Source organism: Caulobacter sp. P4_E5 (assembly GCF_056401555.1).
In genome coordinates, this window is the sequence record NZ_JBFUJD010000017.1 from 1 (window position 1) to 24,727 (window position 24,727).

The window sequence follows — 24,727 nt, forward strand, 5'->3', positions numbered from 1 at the left end:
GCCGGCGCAGTGCGGTGGCCCCTGGGTCCCGGCTCTCCGCTGCGCTACGGCCGGGATGACACGTGAAGGGGGTCCTGTCGAAGCTAGGAGCTAGCTCGGGTCGCGGGCCCGCTCCGCCAGCCGATCGGCTTGGCGCTCCAGGTGGTCGGCCTGGCTCGGCAGGCGGTTGGAGAGCTCCACGAGCTCGGCGTCGGTGACGGTCTGGCCGCGCGCGCGGTTCTCGGCGATCTGCTTGGCGCGATAGGCCGGATCGCGCAGCCGGGCGGCTTCGGCGCGCATTTCGCGAGCGCCGCCCCGCATCTGGTCGGCGCCGTCGGCCATCTGGGCGCGCGCCCGGACCATTTCCCGCGCCGCGCGCTGGCGGGCGCGCTCGCCCTCGGCGCGGGCCCGGTCGGCGTCGATCATGGCCCTGGCGCGAGCCCGTTCACCTTCGCGCCGAGCGCGGTCTCCTTCCATCCGGGCCCGTTGAGCCTCGACCCGGGCTTGGTCGCCGGCCCGGCGGGCGATCTCGGCCTCGATACGCGCTTCCTCGCCGCGGCGGCGAGCCTCCTGGATGTGGGCGCGGACTTCCTCGGCCTCGGCCCGCGCTTCTTCGGCCTGGGCTCGGGCGTCTTCGGCGTGGGCGCGAGCCTCGTCGGCGGCGCGGATCTCCTCCGCCGAGGGTGCCCGGAAGCTGTTGTGGATGTGGACGTGGCTGCCCGCGCGCGGCGGCGGAGCCGGAGGGGCGGGGGGCGCTGGCGGCGCGGGCGGAGCCGGAGGCACGCGGAAGGCGGGCGGGGCTGGCGGTTCCGGCGGCGCGGGCGGGGCTTCGGGCGGCATGGGCGGAACCGGCGGGACGGGCGGGGCGACCCAGTCCTGGCGGGTCACGGCCAAGGCGGCCAGGGGCGTGGCCACGGCGGCCAGGGCCAGGACGGTGAGGGCGACCGTCAGGGGACGGCGGCGCGCGGACGTGTTCGTCATGATGCAGGCGATCCTTGTCTTCAGCGTCTTGCTGTCGGCGGCCATGGCGATGGCGACGCCCCTAGCGGCGTGGGTGTTGGGGTGGGCGGCCAGGCGAACCAGGGCGCGGGCGTAGAGGGTGCGGTCGACGCTCTCGAGCGCGGCCGCGTCGGCGGCCTCCTCCGAGCGTTCGGTCAGGGCGGCTTGCAGGCGCCAGACCAGCGGGTTGAACCAGAACAGCGCCAGGGCCAGCCGCGACAGGATCAGGAACACCCAGTCATGGCGGCGCAGGTGGGCCAGCTCGTGAGCCAGGATCGCGGGCGCGGCGCGGCTGTCGGCGACGCTGGCCGGGTCGAGGACGATGTGGCCGGGCGCGACCCCCCAGCTGATCGGGCCGGCCAGGCGGTCGCTGGACACCAGGTTGGGACGGTCGGCGGGGGCAAGGCGGTCCAGCGTGTCCAGCCAGTCGGCCTGGGTCACCGCGTCGCTCCGGCGAGTCCAGCGGTCCAGGGTGCGCAGCCCCAGGGCCAGGCGTCCGGCGAAGGCGACGACCCCGAACAGCCACAGGGCCCCGACGATGCGGCCGGGGGCGCGCCAAGGCGGGGCGTCCGACGTGTCCGGGACAGCGATCGTTCCGACCTCGCCCGTCATCGCCGTCGCCGGAAGCGCGGGGTCGGGCGCGAGGGCCGGCAGCAGCGCCAGGTCCAGGGTCGGCAACAGGGCGGTGATAACGGGCAGGGCCAGCAGCAGGCAGACCGTGGCGCGCAGGATGTCCGCCCGGTCGGCGGGGCGCTGGGCCAGGAAGCGGGCGCTGGCCAGGCCGGCGCCGGCGATCAGGCTGGACTTGGCCAGCAGCGAGGCGAGGACGATCCAGCTCATGGCTTGCGCTCCACGGCCTTGTCGATGACCCGCTCCAGGGCGGCGGCTTCCTCGGGGGTCAGGCGCTGGCCAAGGCCCAGCAGGGCGGTGGCGGCGCTAGCCGCCGAGCCGGCGAAGAAGGTGTCGATCATCCGCCGCAGCGCGCCGGCGGCGACCGCCTCGGCCTGCTCAGCGGGGCGGTACAGGAAACCGTCGGGACCCGCGGTGCGCTCGACCAGGCCCTTGGCCTCGAGCCGCGCCAGCATGGTGCGGACGGCGGAGTCGCTGATCGGGTCGGACAGGGCGTTGCGGACGCCGGCGGTGGTGCTGGCTTCCAGCCGGCACAGCGCCTCGAAGACTTCGCGTTCGCGTCTGGGCAGGGATTCGATCACGACGGTCTCCGCGCGGCTGTTTACGCTACAGGTGTAGCGCTACATGCGTAGCGGATCTAGTGAACTCGCCGTAATCCGGCGCCCCCAGTTTGGAGGGAAGCTCCAGGCGCAAAAAAGGGCCCGCCTTGGGAGAGGGAGCGGGCCCTTTTTCGGTACGCGTTCAGAGGGATTGAACAAGCAGGAAGCTGACACAAGTGTCGGCTTCCCGCCCTTCCGCATTTCGTCGCAGGCCGCGAACGGCTCGCAACCTGCGCGCGAATGTCGCTATTTGCGCGGCGTCAGGATGTCGTCGAGACGGCTGGGGGCGCCGGCCACCTTCTCCAGGCGCGGGTAGCGCAGGCCGCCGCGATAGTCGATCTTGACCATCTTGTAGCGGCTGCCGTCCTTCAGCAGCAGCTCGACCAGCTGGCCATCCGGCTTGGCCGCCGCGGCGACCGCCGCCTTCAGCTTGTCGCCGTCGAAGGCCTCGCCGTTGACCGCCACGACCGTCAGGCCTTGGGTCAAGCCGGCCTTGAACGCCGGGCCGCCCCACTGCACGTCGGTCAGAATGCCGTCCGAACCCACCGTCAGGCCCAGCGAATAGGACAGCGGGGTGTTCTTGGCCTTGGTCTCGGCCGACTTCATGAACTCGGTCGGGGTGTCGGTGTAGACCAGCTTGTAGCCGCCGCGCGCCAAGCCATCCAGCGGGCCCTTTTCCTGCACCTCCTGGATGCGGGTCTTCAGGAAGCTGGCCCAGTCATGGGCGTAGACGCCGTTCAGCGTGTCGACCACGGTCTCGAACGTATAGGTGCGCGGCACGTACGAGCCGTTGTCGACGCCGAAGAAGGCCTTGGCGAAGTCGTCCAGCGACTTCTTGCCGCCGGTCTTCTCGCGGATCAGCGTGTCGGCGTCGAGCCAGACCAGCAGGCCTTCGGAATAGTAGTCCTCGCTGCGCTGCCAGCTCAGCCACGACAGCGGCTTGCGGTTGGCGATGATCGGGTCGTTGGTGGTGTCCTGCACCGGACGCCAATCGCGGCCGCGACGATTGTCGTAGAGGGCGGCGGTGGCGGCGATCGAGTCCATGGCCTGTTGCTTGGTCAAGAGACCCGAGCGCGCGGCCAGGACGTTGCCCCAGTACTGGGTCTGGCCCTCGTAGACCCACATCATGCTGTCGCGCATCGGCACGTTCAGGTTCGGGGTCCACAGGTCGGCGGCGCGGCGGAACTTGCCGTTCCACGAGTGGGTGTATTCGTGGCTGAGCAGGTCGCGGCCGACGAAGTTCTTGTCCCACTCGGTGAAGTACTTCGGCGCGACCCGGTTTTCGCTCGAGCGGTGGTGCTCCAGCCCGATGCCGCCAATGTTGTCCGACAGGGCGACCAGGAAGTCGTAGTGGTCGTAGTGGTGCGAGCCGTACAGCTTGTAGGCCTGCTGGACGAGGTCCTTGTGGATCTGGATCTGCTCGGGCTTGGCCTCCAGCAGTTCGGGACGGTCGGCGACCAGGTTCAGGCGCACCGGGGCCGGGCCGGTCGGATCCAGGTCGATCGACTTGAAGTACTTGCCGGCGAAGATCGGCGAGTCCACCAGGGTCTCGACGGTGGTGGCCTTGAAGGTCGTGACCGGGCCGTCGGTCTTGGCCGTCTCCAGGGCGGTGGCCAGCTTCCAGCCGTCCGGCAGCTTGACGCTGGCCTCGATCGGGATCTGGCGAGTGTAGTAGCCGGCCGGGTACATCGTCACCTGCAGCCATTGCAGGTTCAGCATCTCGGGCGTGACCTCGATGCGGCCGACCTTGCCCTCGACGGCGGTCAGGAACTGGTAGCTGATCTGCAGCTCGCTGACCCCGGCCGGGACGTCGACATGGAAGGCGTTGACGCTGACCACGTCGCGCACCCACGGAATGCGCTTGCCGTTGGCGGTGACCACCAGGCCGGCCAGCTTGTCCAGGTCGTTGCGCGGCGAGTGGCCGCCCGGGACCCACTGCGGGTACAGGAACACGAAGTCGCCGGCCTTGCTGACCGGCATGGTCGTGGTGACGTTCCAGATCTTGCGGTCCAGGTCGGTGGCGTCGACTGTCAGCTTCAGCGTCCCGGCGTAGGGGATGTCGCGCGGCGCTTCGATCGGCGGGGTGGCGGGAGCCGCCTCCGGCATCGGCTGGCTCTGGGCCAGAGCCGCGGTGGCGGCCAGGGACAGGACGGAGACGGAGAAGAACAGCGCTTTCACGAAACACCCCAATGCGGCGCGCGGGCGTGCCTCCCGCGGCGAGAAGTCGGGATGTTTGTGGCGTTAACACCGGCTTGTCGAGGGCAAGTTGGCCTCGACGCGCAGAACATGGGTACGCGGAGCGCTTTTCGTTTCAGCGCCGAAACTTAGCGACCGATCGGCAACCCGAAATAGATGCTCCCCGCAAGCGGGGGAGCATCTTGCGTCACCCCATCGGATCGGACAGCGGCACGATCGGCGCGGGCCGGTCGGTTCCCCGATCCGCCCCGGTGTCTGTCGCGGCGACCGTCCCACGGTCGACCCGCAGGTTGTTCTGGACGTTGTCGACGCCCGAGACGCGCTCGGCCAGGGCTTCGGCCCGCTTCTTGTCCTCGCGCGAGCGGACCGTGCCCGACAGGGTCACGTCAGCGTTCGACACCGAGACCTCGATGCCGGCGGCGTCCAGCCAGGAGTCGTCGGTCAGGCGGTCGCTGACGTCCTCGCGGATGCGCTCGTCCGAGCGGCGGTAGCCCTTGGGGCCGCGGCCCCGGTGCTCGCCGCGCTCGACGGCGTCGTGCTCGCGCCGATGCAGGGCGTCGTGGTCGCCCATCCACGACGAGACCTCGTCACGCGCCCGGTCGAACCAGGTGCGTTCCTCGTGACCCGCTGCGTACGGAGGGCGGGGGCGACGCGGCCCGAAGGCGCGGTAGCCGCGCTCGCCGCTGGGGTCGCCATAGTCGTAGCGGTCCCGGTCGCGGTGGTCGAAATAGCGCTCGTCGCCATAGTCGGCCGTCGGGCTGGAATAGCCGCCGGCGCCGTAGTCGCCGGTCGCGCCGCCGAAATCGTGGCCGCCTACGCGGCCCCAGTCGCCCGGCTGGCGAATACCGCCGGCGGCGCCGGCATAGTCCGCGCCCGAACGCACCCGGCCATAGCCGATGTCGCCGCCCTGCCGGGCCGCGCGCAGGAATTCGCTACCGCCGCGACGGCGGCCGCCGCGATAGCCGCCGTCTCCGCGGTACGCATTGTCATAGGTCGGGTCGGCCCGGCGCGAGGCGTCGTAGCCGTAGCCTGGGTCCTGATCGAAATCGCGATCCGGTTCGACGTCGAAGCGGCCTTCGCGATCGTTCCATCTTTGCGGCATGGGTCTTCTCCGTGGCGTTCTGGGCGAGGGCGCGTCGAGGCGCCCCAGCGTTCAAAACGGCCGGGCCGGAAACGGTGTTCCTAGTGCCGAGCTTGAGATCCGCGGGCCAAAACTGTGCACAAAGCTGTGGAATATGGCTGGCGACCGATACGGACGCAGGCCGTCCCCATATGGTGATGCGTTAACTTCTCGCGCGCCGCCCACTCTAGATGCGTTTCGACGACCGCTTCCTCGAAGAACTGAAGTCCCGCCTTCGCCCGTCCGACGTGGTCGGCAAGACGGTGAAGCTGCGTCGGCAGGGGCGCGAGTACGCGGGGCTGTCGCCGTTCACCAAGGAAAAGAGCCCGTCGTTCTTCGTCAATGACGAGAAGGGCTTCTACCACTGCTTCTCCAGCGGCAAGCACGGCGACATCATCAGCTTCCTGCAGGAGACCGAGCGGCTGACCTTCGCCGAGGCGGTCGAGCGCCTGGCGTCCGAGGCGGGCATGAGCCTGCCCGAGGTCGATCCGCGCGCGGCCCGCGAGGAGCAGAAACGCTCGTCCCTGGGCGACTGGATGGAACTGGCCGCCGCCTGGTTCGAGAGCGAGCTGCGCCGGCCGGTCGGCAAGGAGGCCCGCGCCTATCTGGAAAAGCGCGGCCTGCCGGAGAGCGAGTGGGCTCGCTTCCACGTCGGTTTCGCACCGAACAACCGCACGGGCTTGAAGGACTATCTGATCGCCAAGGGCGCCAAGCCGGGCGACCTGATCGACGCCGGCGTGCTGATCGCGCCCGAGGACGGCGGCCAGCCCTATGACCGCTTCCGCGACCGCATCATCTTCCCGATCACCGATGGCCGGGGGAAGGTGGTGTCGTTCGGTGGCCGGGCCATGGATCCGCAGGCCCGCGCCAAGTACCTGAACGGTCCCGAGACCAGCCTCTTCCACAAGAGCCGGGTGCTGTACGGCCTGTTCGAGGCCCGCAAGATCCTGCACGCCGGCCAGAGCGGGGGCGAGAAGCCGCCGATGGTGGTGGTCGAGGGCTATATGGACGTCATCGCCTGCCAGCGGGCGGGCGTGCCGGCCGTGGCGGCCATGGGCACGGCCCTGACCGAGGAGCAGATGGAGGCCCTGTGGCGCCTGCATCCCGAGCCGACCCTGTGCTTTGACGGCGACAAGGCCGGCCAGCGCGCCGCCCACCGCTCGATCGACCGCGCCCTGCCGCTGCTGAAGCCCGGCCGCTCGTTCCGGTTCTCGATGCCGGTCGGCGGCAAGGATCCCGACGACGTGCTGCGCGAGCAGGGGCCGGCGGCGCTGAAGGCCCAGCTCAACGACACCAAGCCGTTCGTCCAGGCCCTGTTCGAGCGCGAAAGGGAGATCGAGCCCTTCGACACGCCCGAGCAGCGCACTAATCTGAAGGTCCGGCTGCGGACTTTGGCGGCGACCATCGCCGACAAGGATCTGGCCCACGCCTACAAGGAAGAGCTGCTGGACCGCCTCGACGAGATGCGGGCCGCGCGGCGTCAGGCCCAGACCCCGAGCGAGGCGGGGCGCACCATGGCCCGCGCCCGCTGGGACAACAACGGCCCGCGTCGCTTCGGCAAGAATCCGCCGCTGGCCGGCTCGACGCCCGAGGGCCGCCACGCCGCCCAGGTCCTGCAGCAGGCGCCGCGCCCGTTCTCGGCCGCGCTGCTGGTCGCCGCGCTCCGCGATCCCAAGGTGGTCGACGACCGGATCGAGGTGCTGATGGCCCAGGGGTTTGGCGATCACCGCCTGGACGCCATCGCCCATGAGCTGGTCAATCTGCGCATGGACGCCGACCACGTCGAAACCAAGATGCTGCGCGGTCGCCTGGCCTCGGTCGGCTATGACGACGCGACCCTGGCCGCCCTGGAGCGCTCGGCCGCTCATGTGAAGGCGCTGGACGCCGGGCAGAGCGCGGCCCAGAGCCCGGAGGCGGCGATCCGTGGCCTTTGGTCGCAGGCGTTCGATCTGCTGATCCGCCTGACGGCCCTGGAGCGGGCGGTTGACGAGGCCAAGACCGACCTGGCCCACGAGGGCGACTCCAACACCCTGATCCGCCTGAAGACCGAACGCGACGCGGTGAAGCGCTTGATCGACAGCGGCGGCTGGACCGATCCCGAGCTGGTGTCGCAGGTTCTGCACTGAGACTTTTCTCCGACCTCCCCGGCGAACGCCGGGGCCCAGACGAACCCACCGACGTCGGACTGTTTGCAAGGCCGTGGGCGCGCCCACCCAAACCGCCCCGGATGAATCTGGGCCCCGGCGTTCGCCGGGGAGGTCGGTGGAGGGGGAAATCGGTGTTTGGGCAGCCGAAACCTGCCGCCACCATCTTGACACCGGCGTCACCCAAAGCCACATGCCGACTCAAGGATTTGCCAAGCAGCTGATTGACATCGCTCGGGCCGCCGTTGCGCGCGCCCTCATCGAAATAGGATGTCACCCTCGCCGCGGCCCCAGGTCCCCAGTGGTCGTCTACCCGAATAGGGAGGCGTCAGGCCGCGCTCATGCCTTACAGTCTCCGCCGGGTTTCCCGCGGAGCCCTTCCACATGGCGATTGAGCGCGCGGCCGGGCGGCTTCTGACGGGAACGTGATCCTTGGGAGTGCGCTGAGTCACAGCGCTGGCCGGGCTGGTAAGGCCTTTTCGAAACGGATTTTTTCGGCGCCGCTCTTGCACAGACGGCGGTGTCGATTTCGGAGAGCTTGATGAGCAACAATTCCTCGGCCGAGACGGAAGCGCCCGAAACCACCGGTGGTGACGGCCCGCTGCTCGACCTGACCGACGCCGGCGTCAAGAAGTTCATCAAGCAGGCGAAAGCCCGCGGCTACGTCACCATGGACGAGCTGAACAAGGTGCTGCCGTCAGAGGAAGTCAGCCCCGACGCCATCGAAGACACGCTGGCCATGCTCAGCGAAATGGGCGTCAACGTCGTCGAGGCCGAAGAAGACGCCGAGGGTTCCGAGGGCGGCGAAGTCGCCACCCGCGACGAGAACACCACGGTCATCACCAGCGACAAGCCGGCCGCCTACGACCGCACCGACGACCCCGTGCGCATGTATCTGCGCGAAATGGGTTCGGTCGAGCTGCTGTCGCGCGAGGGCGAAATCGCCATCGCTAAGCGCATCGAGGCCGGTCGCGACACCATGATCCGCGGCCTCTGCGAGTCGGCCCTGACCTTCGAAGCCATCATGGTATGGCGCGAGGAACTGGGCACAGGCCGCATTCTGCTGCGCGAAGTGATCGACCTGGAAGGCACCTATGCCGCCATCAACGGCGTCGCCGCCCAGCCGGCCGCCGAGGACGCCGAACCGGCCGAACCGGTCGACGAAGAAGCCGGCGAAGCCAAGCCCGAGGGCGCCGAGGGTGACGACGACGACGATTTCGACGACGGCGCCGGTCCGACCGTCAGCGCCATGGAAGGCGAGCTGCGCGAAGGCGTGATGGCCATCCTGGACGCCATCGCCAGCGAGTTCGAAAGCTTCCGCAAGCTGCAGGACAAGCTGGTCGGCAGCCGCCTGAAGGGCGAGGACCTGACCGACGCCGACCGCAAGGCCTATGAGGGCCTGTCGGCGACGATCATCCAGCACCTGAAGACGCTGAAGCTGAACAACAACCGCATCGAGGCCCTGGTCGAACAGCTCTATGCGATCAACAAGCGCCTGATCGGCCTGGAAGGCCGCCTGCTGCGCCTGGCCGACAGCTACGGCATCAGCCGCAGCGAGTTCCTGAAGGCCTATTTCGGCTCGGAGCTGAACCCGACCTGGTCGGATCAGGTCAAAAGCATGGGCGTGCGCTGGACCAAGTTCGTCGAGAACGACGCCCAGTCGGTCACCGACATCCGTGGCGAGATCGCCGCCCTGGCCACCGAGACCGGCGTGCCGATCGACGACTACCGTCGCATCGTCCAGACCGTGCAAAAGGGCGAGCGCGAGGCCCGTCAGGCCAAGAAGGAAATGGTCGAGGCCAACCTGCGCCTGGTGATCTCGATCGCCAAGAAATACACCAACCGCGGCCTGCAGTTCCTGGACCTGATCCAGGAGGGCAATATCGGCCTGATGAAGGCTGTGGATAAGTTCGAGTATCGCCGCGGCTACAAGTTCTCGACCTACGCCACCTGGTGGATCCGCCAGGCGATCACCCGCTCGATCGCCGACCAGGCCCGCACCATCCGCATCCCGGTGCACATGATCGAGACGATCAACAAGATCGTCCGCACCAGCCGCCAGATGCTGCACGAGATCGGCCGCGAGCCGACCCCGGAAGAGCTGGCCGAAAAGCTGGCCATGCCGCTGGAAAAGGTCCGCAAGGTCCTGAAGATCGCCAAGGAGCCCATCAGCCTCGAAACGCCGATCGGCGACGAGGAAGACAGCCACCTGGGCGACTTCATCGAGGACAAGAACGCGATCCTGCCGATCGACGCCGCGATCCAGTCGAACCTGCGCGAAACCACCACCCGCGTGCTGGCCTCGCTGACGCCGCGTGAAGAACGCGTGCTGCGCATGCGCTTCGGCATCGGCATGAACACCGACCACACCCTGGAAGAAGTCGGCCAGCAGTTCTCGGTCACCCGCGAACGCATCCGCCAGATCGAGGCCAAGGCCCTGCGCAAGCTGAAGCACCCGTCGCGGTCGCGGAAGCTGCGGAGCTTCCTGGACTCGTAAGCGTCCGGATCTCGGTCAGAAGACAAGACGCCCCGGCCGCAAGGCCGGGGCGTTTTTCGTTGGCGATGTGTTTCCCCTCTCCCCTTGCGGGAGAGGGTGGCCGCCGAAGGCGGTCGGGTGAGGGGTTGAAGGAAGCATCCGCCGCGATGGGCGGCAGCGGCTGGGCGCCAAGCCGACAGGCCTTTCGACCCCTCATCCGTCGGCTCCGCCGACACCTTCTCCCGCAAGGGGAGAAGGAAAGGTTATGATATCGATATCAGAAAATGGGAGACCGATCTTGACAATCGACTTCCGCTGCCATCTACGCTTCAAATAGTCAGACAAAAACACTAGGGATCGGAAGTCGTCATGAGGCCGTTTGGGTTCGCCGCGCCGCTTGTCATCGCCGCCGCCATGGCGCTTTCCGCCCAGGCCGCCACGCCGGAAATCACCGTGACGGTCGATACCGCCAAGCCTGGCGCGGTCATCAATCGCAATATACTCGGACAATTCGCAGAGCATCTCGGCCGAGGCGTCTACGAAGGCGTCTGGGTCGGGCCGGACTCGAAGATCCCCAACACCCGCGGCGTCCGCAACGACGTCGTCGCGGCCCTGAAGGCGCTGAAGGTCCCGAACGTCCGCTGGCCGGGCGGCTGCTACGCCGACGAGTACCACTGGAAGAAAGGCATCGGGAAGGATCGCCCGGCGACGATCAATTCCAGCTGGGGCGGCGTGCTGGAGAGCAACGCCTTCGGCACCCACGAATTCATGGACTTCGTCGATCAGATCGGATCCCAGGCCTACGTCTCGGTCAATGTCGGCTCGGGGACGCCGGAGGAAGCGGCCGACTGGCTGGAATACATGACCACCGACCAGCCGACCGAGCTGGGCCAGCTGCGCGCCGCCAACGGCCGCGCCAAGCCCTACAAGGTGGCGATGTTGGGCCTGGGCAACGAGGCGTGGGGCTGCGGCGGCTCGATGACGGCCGCCGAATATGTCCACGACATGCGACGGTTCTCGAACTTCGCCAAGAACTACAACCCCGCTCAGAAGAGCGGCGACCAGAAGATGCTGAAGATCGCCGTCGGCCCCGACCGCGACGACTACGCCTGGACCGAGACGGTGATGCAGGCCTGGTCCAAGAAGGTCTGGAGCTGGGACATCGATGGCGTCTCGCTGCACAGCTATACCTGGCCCAAGGCCAGCGAGCAGGCGACCGGCTTCGACGAGGCCAAGTATGCGTCGCTGCTGAAGACCACCCTGTGGATGGAGGAGCTGGTCAGCAAGCACACCGCGATCATGGACAAGTACGACCCCGAGAAGAAGGTCGGCCTATTCGTCGACGAGTGGGGGACCTGGTTCAAGGTCGAGGACGGCGCGCCCGGCTCGTCGCTGTATCAGCAGAGCACCCAGCGCGACGCCTTGGTCGCGGCCTTGAACCTCAACATCTTCGCGCGCCACGCCGACCGGGTGAAGGGCGCCAATGTCGCCCAGATGGTCAACGTCCTGCAGGCCATGGTCCTGACCAGCGGCGAGAAGATGCTGCTGACGCCGACCTATCACGTGTTCCGGATGTACACGCCGTTCCAGGACGCCCGGTTCGTGCCGATGGCCTATGACGCCGGGACGTACAAGGCGGGCGACATCAGCCTGCCGCGCCTGGACGCCATCGCGGCGGTCGGCAAGGACGGCAAGCTGTGGCTGTCCCTGACCAACCTGGATCCGAACCAGCCGCTGCGCGTCGACGCCGCCGTGGCCGGTTATGTCGCCGCGGGCGCCAAGGGCGAGACCCTGTCTGCCGACCAGATGGGTAGCTTCAACACCTTCGAAGCCCCCACCCGCGTGGCGCCCAAGCCGATCGCCGTGAAGGCCAGCGGCAAGTCGGCCGTGCTCGAGCTGCCGCCGCACTCGGTGACCGTGATCGGCCTGGACCCGGCGAAGTAGGACGGGGCGCATGAACCGGCTGTTGTCATCCCGGCCGTAGCGCAGCGGAGAGCCGGGACCGCAACAGGCTCAGCGCTTCCGGCGGTCCCGGATCAAGCGGGTCCGGGATGACACGGTATTCAATCTCAGGCGTGTTCCAGCGTTCTGGCCTGCGGCTTGTGGTCGACCAGCGCCGCGTTGGGATCGGCCATGGTCGTGACGCGATTTAACGGTGCGGTGCGGTGCGCGACGCCGAGGCTAGCCCTTCACGTACGAAGCCAGGCCGTGGCCGAACGACCAGTCCTCGCGCTGGTTGGGGATGATGGCGATCATCACGTCCTCGGGGCGCAGGCCCGGATCGCGGGTCAGCCGCTCGACGATCGCCCTGTAGAGCGCCTGCTTGGTCGCCGTGTCCCGCGTGGCGGCGGCGGTGATCTGGATCATCACCAGGTCATCGGTGCGATGAATGCCCAGATAGTCGGGGTCGTAGACGAAGGTCCCGGGCTCGTACTGGTCGATCAGCTGGAAGCGGTCGTCGGGCGGCACGGCGTAGGTCTCGGCCAGGGCCGCATGAACCCCGTCGGCGACGGCGCGCAGATATTCGGGCGACTTGCCCTTGAGCAGCGAGATGCGGACGAGAGGCATGAGGAACTCCGTTCGGTCGAGGACAGAGACCCTAGGTGGGAACGACGACCGTGAAAGTCACCGAGGTCACGAACCGAGCGGGTGGCGCGGCCTAGCCGCCGACCGCCTCGGCCACGGAGTCTCGAGGCTCCAGCGCCCGGGCCACCGCGGCGAACAGTTCCTCGCGGCGGATCGGCTTGGCGACGTGGTCGTCCATGCCGGCGGCGCGGCAGCGGGCGATCTGCTGGGGCAGGACGTCGGCGCTGAGCGCGACGATCGGGATGGCGGCGATCGCGCCGGGCAAGGCGCGGATGGCGCGGGCGGCGGTCAGGCCGTCCATGCCCGGCATGTGGACGTCCATCAGGACGAGGTCGAAATCGCCGACCTGGACGATCTCCACGGCCTGGGCGCCGTCGTCGGCGGTGATCACCTCGCAACCGGCCAGGGTCAGGAGGGCCTTGCCCAGTTCGCGGTTCATCGGGTGGTCGTCGACCAGCAGCACGCGGGCCGCGCGATCGGCGGCGGTGCGCGGGGCCGGGCGGTGGACAGGCGCGGGGAGGGCGGCCGGCTCGGCCGTCAGGTCGATCCAGAAGCGCGCGCCTTGGCCGAGCTGGCTCTCGACCCCGATCACACCGCCCATGCGGGTGACCAGGGCCCGGCTGATCGCCAGGCCCAGGCCCGTGCCGCCATAGCTGCGGCTGATCGAGCTGTCGGCCTGGGAGAAGCGCTGGAACAGGCGGGCCTGCACCTCGGCGGCGATGCCGATGCCGGTGTCGATCACCTCGAACCGCAGGGCGCCGGGCGCGGGACCGGCGGTGAGCTTGACGGTGACGCCGCCCTCGGCGGTGAACTTCAGGGCGTTGGCCAGCAGGTTCAACAGCACCTGGCGCAGGCGGGTCTCGTCCAGGGCCAGGGGCGCGTCGACGTCGCCCTCGCCCGTCTCGTCGAAGGCGGTGCTCAGGGTCAGGCCCTTGGCGGCGGCCTCGGGGGCGATAATGGCCACGGTGTCGCGCAGCAGGGCGGCGGGCGATGTCGGGGTCAGAGCCAGGTCCAGGCGGCCGGCCTCGACCTTGGCGAAGTCCAGCAGGTCGCCGACGATCTCGGCCAGCGAGCGCCCGGCGCGCCCGACCAGGTCCAGGCGACGACGGTTCTCGGGCGACAGGCTGGGGTCGTCGGCCACCAGGGACGCGAAGCCCAGGATGCTGTTCAGCGGCGTGCGGATCTCGTGGCTGATCGTGGCCAGGAAGTCGGACTTGGCCTGGCTGGCGGCCTGGGCGCGGGCCTGGGCGGCGCGGGCGGCCGACTGGCGGCGGATCAGCAGGGCTTGCAGGCGCGCCTGACGGCTGAGCGCCAGGGCGGCCACGAAGCTGACCGCGTACAGCACGATGTGGAACACCAGGGCGTGGCGCAGCGGGGCCAGGGCCACGCGGATGTCCAGGCCGGTGCGCTGCAGGACCGCTGGAATGGCCACGGCCATCGAGGTGGTGACCACCACCGCCACCGCGCGCGGGCCGCCCCGGAAGGCCGCCAGCAGGGCGGGGGCGAACAGCAGCACCTGGAAGGCGGCGTCGTTGACGAACACCCAGGACGAGGCGCCGATCACCAGCAGCAGGGTTCCGGCCGCCTCGAGCGGACGGACGTGAAAGCCCTCCCGATGCCGGGGGTCCAGCAGGATCAGGATCACGGGCAGGACGACCGCCACGCCCAGGACATTGGATGTGGCCCAGTCGCTCCAGCCGTGGAAGAACGGCGCGCCGCGGTCGACGGCCAGCACGCCGTTGACTCCGATCGCGCCGATCGCCGTCAGGACCGAGGCGACGGCGATGACCAGGAACAGGCCGCGCGGATCGCGCACCCGGGTCGGAACGCGCATCCAGCGCAGCAGGACGGCTGTGCCGACCGTCTGCACGGCGTCGAGCGCCGTGGCGATCAGGACGAAGCGTACCGGCAAGCCGACAACCAGCTCCAGCGTGATGTGCAAGGCCGCGCTGGCGACCATGAAGGTCAGGGCCTGGCGGCGGTTCAGAACCATGACGGCGGCGGTCGCCACCGCGTTGGCGGTCCAGATCGTCGGGATGTTGTGCGTCGCGCCGGCCAGGAACAGGCTGTAGGCCAGGCCCGCCACATAGGCGCAGACCAGGGCCGCGGCCTTGGCCCCGGCCTTCATGCTCTCGGTCTGCGCGAACCCCCACATGCCGTCGCCCTAGTCGCGGATCGCGATCAGCGACTTGGTCAGGAACAGGACCTTTTCGTCCACGTGGCGGGCGTCGGGATACAGGAACGTGAACTGGGCCTTGTCCAGCAGCCGGGCGTGTTGGACGTCGCGCATGGCCGCCCCGATGTCCGGGGCTATTTCCGAAAAGCCATGCGGGCGCTTCATCAGCAGCTTGGCCCGGGTCTGCTCCGAGCGCCAATGGAAGAACGGCGACGAAAAGTGCGGCTCGACCGGGAACCAGAAATACGGCGTCTGCACATAGTAACGGGGCGCCAGGCGGCGGCACTCCTTGGCGAAGGCCTCCATGCGCACCCAGTCGCCGACGTGCTCGATCACCGAGTTGGAGTGGACCAGGTCGAAGCTGTCGTCGGCGTGCTCGTGCATGTCGCAGGCGTCGCCGACGGCGGCGGTGAACAGCGGGTCGTCCACGGTGAACGGCTGCGGGTTGAACAGGCTGATATGGACCTTGTTCGCCTCGAGGAATTGCCGGTCGAACAGGATGTTCCAGTAGGTCGGTTCGCCCCCGAGGTCGGCGATGCGGCACCGGCCGCGTTCGGCGAAGGTCGTCTCGATCAGGGCGACCACGCGGGCGGCCCGCGCCCGACGGAAGCGCGCCGACAGCGAGTTCTCGCTGTCCATGTCCTGGAGGGCGTGGATCAGTTTCATAGCGGCACCTTGGGAGGAGCGGCTTGAGATTTGGTGTATGAGAACGGGGTTCGGGGAAAAACGCCCCCTCCGTCACGATGCGTATTCGCATCGCGCCACCTCCCCCGCTTCGCATGGGAGGAGGAAGCCGCACCCTCCTCACCCGTGAAACAGGGGAGGTGGATCGGCGCCGATAGGCGACGAGACGGAGGGGGCGTTCCCGGCGTCTACCCCGACAACACGTCCGCCAGCGCCTGGAACATCGGCTTGGGCCGCCCGGCGTCATCGAAGGGCAGGCCTTGGTCGGTGGGCCGCTGGCCCGACTGGCCGCGCAGCCAGGAGTCGCGGTCGCGCAGGCCCCAGACGGTGAAGGCGAAGCGCTGCTCGCGCGGCAGGGCCATATAGGTTTCCGCCAGCTCGCGAGCCAGCTCGGCCTGGCGTGCGAGCAGATCGGGCAGGCGCGAGAAGTCAGGCTTTTCGCCGAGCGAGATATCCAGCTCCGAGACGTGGATCGGCAGGCCGAAGCTGGCCAGGTCGGCCATCGCCGCGCGGCCCATGCCGGGGCGCGTGAAGTCGAGATCCAGATGGCTCTGGGTGCCGATGCCGCCGATCGGCGCGCCGGCCTTCAGCAGGCGCTCGACCATGCGCATGAAGGTCGCGCGCTTGGTCGGGTTGTTCTCGAGGTGGTACTCGTTGACGAACAGCACCGCGTTCGGATCGGCTTCCTTGGCGTGATGGAAGGCCAGGACCATGTGCTCGTCGACGCCGAGATTGCGGGTCCAGATCGACTGGCGCAGCTCGACGCCGTCGTCCGCCACCGCCTCGTTGACCACGTCCCAGCCCACGGCCTGGCCGCGATAGCGCCCGGCGACGGCCAGGATGTAGTTGCGATAGGCGTCGGCGAAGGGCTTGCCCTGGCCGTCCAGCTTCACGAAGGCGGGCATGGCCTGGTCGTACCAGACCAGGGTGGTGCCATAGAGCCGGATCCCGTGGCGCCGCGCGAACTCGGCGATGGCGTCGGGGCGGTCGAAGCGGAAGCGCCCGTCGTCCTGGAGGATGTACTCCATCTTCATCTCCCACTCGGGCGTGAGCTGGGAGTAGTGGCGGGCGAACAGCTCGGCGAAGGCCGGGTCCTGGATCTGGGCATGCTGCACGCAGGCCCCGACCGGGGTGGAGGCGATCGACTTCAGCGGGGTGGCGGTCTGTTGGTTTCCGGGGGGCTGGCTGGCGGCTTCACGGCCGCAGGCCGAGAGGGCCAAGGCGGAAGTCAGCGCGGCCCGCCTTGTGAGAGCAAGTTTTCTCGTCATCCCGGACGACCCGAAGGGGCGATCCGGGACCCAGGGGGTGAAGGAACGCCGTGCGCGCCGCCCCTGGGTCCCGGCTCTCCGCGCTGCGCGCTGCGGCCGGGATGACGAGGGGAAGTGGCGCTCATGATGGAATGCTTACCGTCCGCCCACCGCGGCGCGGCGGATGCTCAGTTCGTCCATCTGCGCGGCCTCGTAGGCGCCCAACTTCTTGGCCGCCAGCACCTTGGCCTGCTCGGCGACGTGTTCGTACTTCTTGAGGTTCTCGAAGGCCTCGGACAGCGCGTCCCGGGCCCCCATTTCCTCGATCTGGCACTGCTCGACCTGCAGCAGCATGTCGGCCTTGCGGCGCTTGTGGCCCTCGCGATAGCCGATCATGTACCAGCCGGCGGCGGCGTCGTTCTCGGCGTTCTTGGCTTCGGCCTCGGCCTCGGCGTCCAGCATGGCGATGCGCAGTTCAGCCGCGACGCGGCGCTCGACGATCTCGGCGAGGCGTTTCTGCAGGGTCTCGACCTCGTGGTTCGAGATGCGGATCAGCGAGGCGGCCCATTTGGTCATTAGTACTCACTCGCCAGGATCTGCCCCAGGTAGCCGAAAGAGTCGTCCAGACTAGTTGCTTCTTCCTTATCCTGGCTGAGGAAAGCTTCGATTGCCGGATTTAGGCGAATGGCGCGGTCGACGACCTCGTCGGCTCCGGCGCGGTAGGCGCCGATCCGGATCAGTTCTTCCATGTTGGCGTAGGCGGCCATGACTTGGCGCGCGCCCTTGACGATGTCGCGCTCGTGCGGGTGCTGGCAGCCCGGCATGGTGCGGCTGATCGACTTCAGCACGTTGATGGCGGGGAAACGGCCGCGCTCGGCGATGGCGCGCTCCATGACGATGTGGCCGTCCAGAATACCGCGCGTGGCGTCGGCGATCGGCTCGTTGTGGTCGTCGCCGTCGACGAGGACGGTGAACAGGGCGGTGATCGGCGCGGCCACGGTGCCGTCGGGGCGGATCGGCCCGGGACCGGCGCGCTCCAGCAGCTTGGGCAGTTCGGTGAAGACGGTGGGCGTATAGCCTTTGGTGGTCGGCGGCTCGCCGGCGGCCAGGCCGATCTCGCGCTGGGCCATGGCGAAGCGGGTCACCGAGTCCATCAGGCAGAGGACTTCCAGGTCCTGATCGCGCATGTACTCGCTGACCGCCAGGGTCATGTAGGCGGCCTGGCGACGGGTCAGGGCCGGTTCGTCCGAGGTGGCGACCACGACGACGGCGCGGCGCAGGCCCTCCTCGCCCAGGGTCTCTTCCACGAACTCGCGGACCTCGCGGCCCCGCTCGCCGATCAGGCCGACGACGACGGCGTCGCAGGTGGCCTCCTTGGCCAGCATCGACAGCAGCACCGACTTGCCGACACCAGAGCCGGCGAAGATGCCCAGGCGCTGGCCCCGGCAGGTGGTGGTGAAGACGTTCATCGAGCGCACGCCCAGGTCCAGGCGTTCGCCCACCCGGCCGCGGGCGTGAGCCGGCGGCGGCGAGGTCTTCAGCGGATAGGGAACCTCGCCCTGCGGCAGCGGACCCAGGCCGTCGATCGGCTCGCCGAAGGCGTTGATGATGCGGCCCAGCCAGGCCTTGGTCGGGCGGACGACCGCGCCTTCCGGCATGAAGCGGATCTCCGCGCCCGGGCCGACGCCTTCGACGGGGCCGAACGGCATCAGCAGGGCGCGGGTCTCGCGAAAGCCGACGACTTCGGCCGGCAGGGGCTTCTGGCCCGCGCGCTGGATCTCGACCCGAGCGCCGACCGACAGCCGGGTCAGGCCGCCGCGGACCTCGATCAGCAGGCCGTTCACGGCGGCCACGCGGCCGTAGATGGTCAGCGGATCGATACGTTCGACGGCGGCGATGAGGCTACGCAAGGCGGCTCCTAAATGACCTGCGCAGACTCCGCCATCGTGGTTAACCGGGTGTGAAGTCAGCCCTTCGGAAGCGCCTTGCCCGGTGCGACCAATTGGTCGGTGAAGAACCGGGTGACCTGAGTGTTGAAGTCCCGGTGGAACGCCCGCCGGTCAAAGCCCGGGGCGCTGGCGCAGAGATATTGCAGATCGGCCGGCGGCGCGGTGTCGCAGGGGGTGAGGAAGTCGAAGTGCTTCGCGCCCGAGACGACATGATAATCGTGCGGCCGGCCCAGATGGCGGTGCACGAACTCGGCGTATTCGTCGCCGGGCAGGATCTCGTCGTCGCTGGCCTTCCACAACTGCACCGGGACGGTGATCCCCTTCAGCCCGTCGGTCCCGAACGTGAAGCCCATGGCCGGAGCGGCCGAGACCACGGCCTTGATCCGGGAGTCGTGGACCCACCTGGCGGTCAGGGCGTCGGCGGGCGGCGGGTTGCTGGCGGTCAGCTTGCAGTCGAAATTGTCCGGATGGGTCTTGCAGTGCTCGGGGACCTTGCGGATGTCCGCCTCGCCGCCGGCCGCGGCCAGCACGGTGAAGCCGCCCGACGAGAAGCCGAACGCGCCCACCCGGGCCGGATCCAGTTTCGCCTTCAGCGGCGAGGCGTCCAGCATCCAGCCGATCAGGGCCGACAGGGCGGCCGGACGGTCGGTCATGGCGGTGGCGCGGCTCTGGTCCTTGTAGTTGTCGCCGGGGTGGGTGAGGGCGGCGACCACGAAGCCAGCCTCGGCCAGCGCCTGGGCGGTGTCGGCATGGCCGCCGAAGAAGCCGCCGTTGCCGTGCGACATGACGATCAGCGGCAGGCGCTCGCCGACGATCGGCGCGCCGGCCGCGACGGTGTGGCCCCATGAGCCCAGGGCCATCGGCTTGGGCGCGGCGTCGGTCGGGTACCAGATCCCGACTTGGACCGGCGGCCCGTTCGGTCGGGGCTCTTGCAGCACCATGAAGCCGGCATTGGCGGCGTGGGCCCGGGAGGGAACAAGGGCGGAAGATCCGAAGGCGGCGGCCGCTACGGCGGCGACGGAGAAGAAGGCGCGGAACGACATGGGTCCGGGGGTCCTGAGCGGTGAACGATGTCCCCGCTGTGACGGCCCGGATGGCGGCTCGCCAGCGCTCCTGCGCGAATGGGCGAACGGGTTCGTGAGGGGGCGAGTGGGTCAGACTGGCGACTCCGCCTAACGCCGCTCTATAGAAAGGGCATGACCGCTCACGCTTCACCCCTGCTTGGCGCGCCCCGCGAATGGGCGGTCGACCTGGCCGTGGGCGTGGGGATCGGGCTGCTGCTGGGGCTGATGGGGCCGTTCGGCAGCTTCTTCAACGATAACCCGCCGCTGCGGATCGTCTATTGGGTCGGCGGCATGCTCAGCGGGTTTCTGCTGTTCGGTTGCCTGACGCGACTGGCCGCGGCGGGCGCGCGACGGATCGGCGCGCCGGACTGGGCGACGGTCCCTCCCGTCATCCTGTTCGGAAGCGCGATACAGGCGCCGCCGCTACGCGCGATCGCCGTCACCTTCTGGCCGCAGATCGCGCACGCCGTATCGCCGCTGGCCTGGTACGGCCAGTGCGTCGCCACCGCGACCCCGATCGTCATCATCTACTATTTCCTGCGCGTGCGGATGCGCCCGCAGAGCGTCGCGCCGCTGGTCCCCGTCGACGCCGCGCCGTCGGCCGTCGATCCGGGCGCCATCCTCTATCTGCGGATGGAGGACCACTATGTCCGGATCCGCACCGAGCACGGCTCGCGACTGGAGATGGGGCCCTTGGGCCGGGTCACGGCGGGGCTCGCGGGCGTCGAGGGACTGCAGACCCATCGCTCATGGTGGGTGGCGCGGCGGGCGATCATCGGCGTCGAGCGCGACGGCCGCAACCTCCGCCTACGGCTGATCGACGGCGAAACGGCGCCCGTCAGCCGCGCTTCCGTGGCCAAGCTTCGGGCCGCCGGCTGGCTGGCCGACGACAATATCGCCTGACCCCCTGCGGCGGGGCGTCGCGGCCCTGAAATCCGCCAAGGGGCATCGGCGGGGCGGGGCGTTTTCAAGCGCCAGCATGGCGTTCAAATTCTCGCGACAGAACGCCGCAATCTCGCCTCATGAGCGAACCGCCGGCGGCGGAGCCTTAATGGCGTAACGGCGTTCGGATCGTTGCAGGCGCACGGATTTTAGGGATTTGAAGCGCCCAATTAGGGTCTTGGAAAGGTCCCCTGCGACGCCTGCGACCAATGTGTCCAAGGGGCCGCGCGCCGCTTGCACCCGATTCGCAAATCAGATTAACCATTCGACCAACGGAAACATTCACCATTAACCAGTCTTAAATTAACTCTACGCCACAGTGGCCGAAGGGTTTAACCGGCGGACTTCCGCCTAAGACGTTCGAATGCGCCAGATTTGGCGTGGAGGGGCTCATGCGCGTACTGTTGATCGAGGATGACAGCGCGACGGCGCAGACCATCGAACTGATGCTGAAGTCTGAGGGCTTCAACGTCTATACGACGGATCTGGGTGAGGAAGGCGTCGATCTGGGTAAGATCTACGATTACGATCTTATCCTGCTCGACCTCAATCTTCCGGACATGAGCGGCATCGATGTTCTGCGCACCCTGCGGGTCGCGAAGATCAACACGCCGATCATGATCCTGTCGGGCTCGTCGGAAATCGATACGAAGGTGAAGACCTTCTCGGGCGGCGCCGACGACTACATGACCAAGCCGTTCCACAAGGACGAGATGATCGCCCGCATCCACGCGGTGGTCCGTCGTTCGAAGGGGCACGCGCAATCGGTCATCAAGACCGGCGACATCATCGTGAATCTGGACGCCAAGACGGTGGAAGTGAACGGCAATCGCGTTCACCTGACCGGCAAGGAATACCAGATGCTGGAGCTGCTCTCCCTGCGTAAGGGCACGACCCTGACCAAGGAGATGTTCCTGAACCACCTGTACGGCGGCATGGACGAGCCGGAACTGAAGATCATCGATGTCTTCATCTGCAAGCTGCGTAAGAAGCTGGCGGCCTCGGCCCACGGCAAGCACCACATCGAGACGGTCTGGGGCCGCGGCTACGTGCTGCGCGACCCGAACGAACAGGTCAACGCGGCCTAGTCTCCACAAGTTCAGTAAGCGTAACAGTAAAGCGTACCCAGAAACGCCCACCCGCAAGGTGGGCGTTTTCTTATTTGGATCATATGGTTACGGTTCGGGCCTTAACCGCCGTTAACCAAGCCGTGACAAATCGACCGAAGCGCCGAATAGTCCTTGCCGTCAGGAGCGCGGCTAAGCATGTTCCGGCCCGACGATTGCTGGGGGGCTTCCCAGCCGTGTCATTTTGACTTGCGCGGCATCGAACCGACGGGGGCACGATGCAAGAATTTGATCCGCGACGCAGCGCTACGCGCTGGGCGCCGAGGGTTTTCACCGCCGTGGCCGGCCTCGCCGCCCTGGGCTTGGGCTGGAAGCTGACGGCTGACGACGTCAAGGCGCCGATCGAGAAGGCCGCCCTGGATCCCGCCGCCCTGGCCGCCCTGCAGCACGTCGCCTTCGCCAGCGCCGAGGCCCAGCCCGGTTTCGAGCGTCCCGAGAACATCGCGGTCAAGGTGCGTCCGGGCGAGACCCTGCAAGGCGCCGTGCAGCGCGCCGGCGTCGCCCCGGAAGACGCCCAGCAGGTCGTCGCCACGCTTCAGGGCGCGATCGACACCGTCAACATCAAGGCCGGCATGGCCTTCGAGGCCGCGATCGCCCAGCGCCGCAGTAGCCGAGGGGGCGTCGGCGGCCCGGCCCGCCTGATCGGCCTGTCGATGCGCACCAGCCCGTCCTCGACCCTGACCGTCTCGCGCACCTTCGACGGCGCCCTGCGCCTGCGGGAGCTGGAGGAGAAGGTCCGCGACGAGAAAAAGGTCGCCTGCGGCGAGATGAACGGCTCGTTCTACGAGAGCGTGGCCAGCGTCGGCGGCACCCCGGCGGTGATCAGCGAGGCGGCCAAGCTGTTCTCGCACAAGATCGACTTCTCGCGTGACATCCGCGAGGGCGACCGCTTCTGTCTGGTCTTCGACCGCAAGGTCACCGAGAGCGGCCGCACCATCGAGGCCGGCGATCTCGAATACGCCGAGGTCAAGGGCCAGAAGTTCTACGCCTTCGACCGGAAAGACAGCGACGGCAAGCCGCAATTCTTCGACGAGCTGGGCAAGAACATCAAAGGCTTCCTGCTGCGCACCCCGGTGGACGGCGCGCGGATCACTTCGGTGTTCGGGGCCCGCAAGCACCCGGTGCTGGGCTATACCCGCGCCCACAAGGGCGTCGATTTCGGAGCCGGCACCGGCACCCCGATCCTGGCCGCCGGCGACGGCGTCGTGCTGGAGGCCCGTCGCTGGAGCGGCTACGGCAACTGGCTGCGCATCCGCCATTCGGGCCAGTGGGACACCGGCTACGGCCACATCTCGCGCTACGCCCCGGGCATCCGTCCCGGCGTCCGCGTGCGCCAGGGCCAGGTGGTCGCCTATGTCGGCTCCACCGGCCTGGCGACCGGCCCGCACCTGCACTACGAGGTCTGGCTGAACGGTCAGCGGGTCAATCCGATCGGCGCCAAGGTCCCGCAAGGCACCATCCTGGGCGGTTCGGAACTGGCCTCGTTCAAGTCGCAGAAGGCCCGCATCGATCGCATGCTGGCCGACGGCGGCGCGGCCGTCAGCGGCGAAGACACCCCCAAGCTGGCGGTGGCCGACCTCGAGAAGGCCAAGAGCAGCCTGCGGTAAGGGGCTCTCAGGTACACTACAAGTTCGTCATCCCGGCCGCAGCGAAGCGGAGAGCCGGGACCCAGGGGCAGCCGCAGTGCGCCGACCCCTGGGTCCCGGATAGCGCTACGCGCTTCCGGGATGACGAGAGTTGGTTGCCTCGGTTGAAGCGCCGACAGCGGCATCCTAGAAGGTCGCAACAGATCATCCATCGCCGTCCCGCCCGCGCGGGGCGGCGATGTCTTTTTCCGGGCTCGCCGTGACCAACACCCTCTACCAAGACCGTCGCTTCGTCGTCGGCATGGCGGTGCTGTGCTGCCTGCTGTGGGGCAGCGCGTTTCCGGCGGTGAAGGCCGGCTACGCCCTGCTGCACGTGGCCAAGGCCGACACCGCCGCCCAGATGCTGTTCGCCGGCTGGCGGTTCCTGGCGGCTGGCGTGATCCTGCTGGCCCTGGCGTTGGTGAACCGCAAGGCGGTCGCCGTGCCGCGCGAGATGGTCGGCCGGGTGATCGGCCTGGGCGTCTTCCAGACCACCTTGCAGTACGTCTTCTTCTATATCGGCCTGGCCCACGCCACCGGCGTGAAGTCGTCGATCATGAACGCCACAGGCGCGTTCTTCGGCGTGATCCTGGCCCACTTCCTGTATCGCGACGACCGCCTGACCCCGCGCAAGGCGGCCGGCTGCCTGCTGGGCTTCGCGGGCGTGCTGGCGGTGAATCTGGGCGGCCCAAGGGGCGTTGGGGGGCTGGACTTCGAATTCAGCCTGCTGGGCGAGGGCTGCGTGGTCGCCGCCGCCTTCGTGCTGGCGGCCGGGTCGATCTGGGGCAAGGGCATCTCGGGCAAGATCGATTCCTTGGTGATGACCGGCTGGCAGCTGGCGATCGGCGGCGTGGCCCTCCTGGCCATCGGCCTGGTCGCGGGCGGCCATCTCTCCGGCTTCGACGCCCGCTCGCTGGTCCTGCTGGCCTACATGGCCGGTCTGTCGGCGGCGGCCTTCGCCCTGTGGAGCCTGCTGATCAAGCACAATCCGGTCGGCATGCTGGCGGTGTTCAACTTCCTGATCCCGGTGTTCGGCGTGCTGCTGTCGGCGCTGTTCCTGCATGAGCCGGTGCTGGCCTGGAAGAACGCCGTGGCCCTGGCGCTGGTGTGCGCGGGGATCTGGCTGGTGACGCGGCGGGCGCGCGTCTCGACCTAGCTCCCAAAAATTCCGTGTCATCCCGGCC

18 protein-coding genes and 1 pseudogene are annotated in these 24,727 nt (G+C 68.5%); 7 read left to right on the plus strand and 12 right to left on the minus strand.

The window, feature by feature from the left end; translation table 11 throughout:
* The 5 genes and pseudogenes from AC1DSO_RS07695 to AC1DSO_RS07715 form a co-directional block, all read right to left on the minus strand.
* Positions 1 to 61, minus strand: a pseudogene (locus AC1DSO_RS07695) (hypothetical protein); the annotation flags it as partial.
* 29 nt (positions 62 to 90) lie between these two features.
* Positions 91 to 1,818: a M56 family metallopeptidase gene (locus AC1DSO_RS07700; RefSeq protein WP_477068281.1), complete on the minus strand. Its 1,728-nt coding sequence runs from the start codon at positions 1,816 to 1,818 to the stop codon at positions 91 to 93.
* Positions 1,815 to 2,189, minus strand: coding sequence for a BlaI/MecI/CopY family transcriptional regulator (locus AC1DSO_RS07705; RefSeq protein ID WP_477068282.1), 375 nt, complete (start codon positions 2,187 to 2,189; stop codon positions 1,815 to 1,817). Before AC1DSO_RS07705 ends, AC1DSO_RS07700 begins: the two co-directional genes overlap by 4 nt.
* A gap of 264 nt (positions 2,190 to 2,453) precedes the next feature.
* Positions 2,454 to 4,397, minus strand: a complete 1,944-nt coding sequence (locus AC1DSO_RS07710) for a M61 family metallopeptidase (protein ID WP_477068283.1) — start codon at positions 4,395 to 4,397, stop codon at positions 2,454 to 2,456.
* A 193-nt stretch (positions 4,398 to 4,590) separates the two neighbouring features.
* The gene (locus AC1DSO_RS07715; RefSeq protein ID WP_477068284.1) at positions 4,591 to 5,505 is read right to left on the minus strand and encodes a BON domain-containing protein; all 915 of its coding nucleotides are present in this window, start codon (positions 5,503 to 5,505) and stop codon (positions 4,591 to 4,593) included.
* A gap of 209 nt (positions 5,506 to 5,714) precedes the next feature.
* On the opposite strand from AC1DSO_RS07715, the gene dnaG reads away from it, so the two are divergent.
* From dnaG to AC1DSO_RS07730, 3 genes are all read left to right on the plus strand, one after another.
* A complete protein-coding gene (gene dnaG / locus AC1DSO_RS07720) occupies positions 5,715 to 7,649 on the plus strand; it encodes a DNA primase (RefSeq protein ID WP_477068285.1) in 1,935 nt (644 codons plus the stop codon).
* 559 nt (positions 7,650 to 8,208) lie between these two features.
* On the plus strand, positions 8,209 to 10,164 hold the full coding sequence (rpoD, locus tag AC1DSO_RS07725) for an RNA polymerase sigma factor RpoD (RefSeq protein ID WP_477068286.1): 1,956 nt from the start codon (positions 8,209 to 8,211) through the stop codon (positions 10,162 to 10,164).
* Between the two features lie 348 nt (positions 10,165 to 10,512).
* Positions 10,513 to 12,087 (plus strand): alpha-N-arabinofuranosidase, encoded by a 1,575-nt coding sequence (locus tag AC1DSO_RS07730; RefSeq protein WP_477068287.1) that lies wholly within the window; start codon positions 10,513 to 10,515, stop codon positions 12,085 to 12,087.
* Positions 12,088 to 12,324: 237 nt separating this feature from the next.
* Here AC1DSO_RS07730 and AC1DSO_RS07735 read toward each other — a convergent pair whose 3' ends face one another.
* From AC1DSO_RS07735 to AC1DSO_RS07765, 7 genes are all read right to left on the minus strand, one after another.
* On the minus strand, positions 12,325 to 12,711 hold the full coding sequence (locus tag AC1DSO_RS07735; protein WP_477068288.1) for a tautomerase family protein: 387 nt from the start codon (positions 12,709 to 12,711) through the stop codon (positions 12,325 to 12,327).
* A gap of 91 nt (positions 12,712 to 12,802) precedes the next feature.
* Positions 12,803 to 14,884 (minus strand): hybrid sensor histidine kinase/response regulator, encoded by a 2,082-nt coding sequence (locus AC1DSO_RS07740; RefSeq protein ID WP_477068289.1) that lies wholly within the window; start codon positions 14,882 to 14,884, stop codon positions 12,803 to 12,805.
* 9 nt (positions 14,885 to 14,893) lie between these two features.
* A complete protein-coding gene (locus tag AC1DSO_RS07745; RefSeq protein ID WP_477068290.1) occupies positions 14,894 to 15,571 on the minus strand; it encodes a class I SAM-dependent methyltransferase in 678 nt (225 codons plus the stop codon).
* A 206-nt stretch (positions 15,572 to 15,777) separates the two neighbouring features.
* On the minus strand, positions 15,778 to 16,857 hold the full coding sequence (locus tag AC1DSO_RS07750; protein ID WP_477068291.1) for an endo-1,4-beta-xylanase: 1,080 nt from the start codon (positions 16,855 to 16,857) through the stop codon (positions 15,778 to 15,780).
* Between the two features lie 135 nt (positions 16,858 to 16,992).
* Complete coding sequence (locus AC1DSO_RS07755; RefSeq protein ID WP_477068292.1) at positions 16,993 to 17,412, minus strand: flagellar export protein FliJ; 420 nt, start codon at positions 17,410 to 17,412, stop codon at positions 16,993 to 16,995.
* The gene (gene fliI, locus AC1DSO_RS07760) at positions 17,412 to 18,746 is read right to left on the minus strand and encodes a flagellar protein export ATPase FliI (protein ID WP_477068293.1); all 1,335 of its coding nucleotides are present in this window, start codon (positions 18,744 to 18,746) and stop codon (positions 17,412 to 17,414) included. Before fliI ends, AC1DSO_RS07755 begins: the two co-directional genes overlap by 1 nt.
* Before the next feature lie 56 nt (positions 18,747 to 18,802).
* Positions 18,803 to 19,828: an alpha/beta hydrolase family protein gene (locus AC1DSO_RS07765; RefSeq protein WP_477068294.1), complete on the minus strand. Its 1,026-nt coding sequence runs from the start codon at positions 19,826 to 19,828 to the stop codon at positions 18,803 to 18,805.
* A 153-nt stretch (positions 19,829 to 19,981) separates the two neighbouring features.
* Here AC1DSO_RS07765 and AC1DSO_RS07770 point away from each other — a divergent pair, with 153 nt between their 5' ends.
* The 4 genes from AC1DSO_RS07770 to AC1DSO_RS07785 all read left to right on the plus strand — a co-directional run bounded on the left by AC1DSO_RS07770 (position 19,982) and on the right by AC1DSO_RS07785 (position 24,699).
* Positions 19,982 to 20,752, plus strand: coding sequence for a LytTR family DNA-binding domain-containing protein (locus AC1DSO_RS07770; protein WP_477068295.1), 771 nt, complete (start codon positions 19,982 to 19,984; stop codon positions 20,750 to 20,752).
* Between the two features lie 431 nt (positions 20,753 to 21,183).
* The gene (gene ctrA, locus AC1DSO_RS07775) at positions 21,184 to 21,879 is read left to right on the plus strand and encodes a response regulator transcription factor CtrA (protein ID WP_047407858.1); all 696 of its coding nucleotides are present in this window, start codon (positions 21,184 to 21,186) and stop codon (positions 21,877 to 21,879) included.
* Positions 21,880 to 22,136: 257 nt separating this feature from the next.
* The gene (locus AC1DSO_RS07780; RefSeq protein WP_477068296.1) at positions 22,137 to 23,525 is read left to right on the plus strand and encodes a peptidoglycan DD-metalloendopeptidase family protein; all 1,389 of its coding nucleotides are present in this window, start codon (positions 22,137 to 22,139) and stop codon (positions 23,523 to 23,525) included.
* 217 nt (positions 23,526 to 23,742) lie between these two features.
* Positions 23,743 to 24,699, plus strand: coding sequence for a DMT family transporter (locus AC1DSO_RS07785; RefSeq protein WP_477068297.1), 957 nt, complete (start codon positions 23,743 to 23,745; stop codon positions 24,697 to 24,699).
* The last annotated feature ends 28 nt before the right edge of the window (positions 24,700 to 24,727 follow it).

Bases quoted from the DNA above. Each gene is read 5' to 3' on its own strand.
- AC1DSO_RS07700 (WP_477068281.1), bottom strand. From the start codon at position 1,818: ATGAGCTGGATCGTCCTCGCCTCGCTGCTGGCCAAGTCCAGCCTGATC.
- AC1DSO_RS07715 (WP_477068284.1), bottom strand. From the start codon at position 5,505: ATGCCGCAAAGATGGAACGATCGCGAAGGCCGCTTCGACGTCGAACCG.
- dnaG (WP_477068285.1), top strand. From the start codon at position 5,715: ATGCGTTTCGACGACCGCTTCCTCGAAGAACTGAAGTCCCGCCTTCGC.
- rpoD (WP_477068286.1), top strand. From the start codon at position 8,209: ATGAGCAACAATTCCTCGGCCGAGACGGAAGCGCCCGAAACCACCGGT.
- AC1DSO_RS07730 (WP_477068287.1), top strand. From the start codon at position 10,513: ATGAGGCCGTTTGGGTTCGCCGCGCCGCTTGTCATCGCCGCCGCCATG.
- AC1DSO_RS07735 (WP_477068288.1), bottom strand. From the start codon at position 12,711: ATGCCTCTCGTCCGCATCTCGCTGCTCAAGGGCAAGTCGCCCGAATAT.
- AC1DSO_RS07740 (WP_477068289.1), bottom strand. From the start codon at position 14,884: ATGTGGGGGTTCGCGCAGACCGAGAGCATGAAGGCCGGGGCCAAGGCC.
- AC1DSO_RS07745 (WP_477068290.1), bottom strand. From the start codon at position 15,571: ATGAAACTGATCCACGCCCTCCAGGACATGGACAGCGAGAACTCGCTG.
- AC1DSO_RS07750 (WP_477068291.1), bottom strand. From the start codon at position 16,857: ATGACGAGAAAACTTGCTCTCACAAGGCGGGCCGCGCTGACTTCCGCC.
- AC1DSO_RS07755 (WP_477068292.1), bottom strand. From the start codon at position 17,412: ATGACCAAATGGGCCGCCTCGCTGATCCGCATCTCGAACCACGAGGTC.
- AC1DSO_RS07765 (WP_477068294.1), bottom strand. From the start codon at position 19,828: ATGTCGTTCCGCGCCTTCTTCTCCGTCGCCGCCGTAGCGGCCGCCGCC.
- AC1DSO_RS07770 (WP_477068295.1), top strand. From the start codon at position 19,982: ATGACCGCTCACGCTTCACCCCTGCTTGGCGCGCCCCGCGAATGGGCG.
- ctrA (WP_047407858.1), top strand. From the start codon at position 21,184: ATGCGCGTACTGTTGATCGAGGATGACAGCGCGACGGCGCAGACCATC.
- AC1DSO_RS07780 (WP_477068296.1), top strand. From the start codon at position 22,137: ATGCAAGAATTTGATCCGCGACGCAGCGCTACGCGCTGGGCGCCGAGG.
- AC1DSO_RS07785 (WP_477068297.1), top strand. From the start codon at position 23,743: ATGTCTTTTTCCGGGCTCGCCGTGACCAACACCCTCTACCAAGACCGT.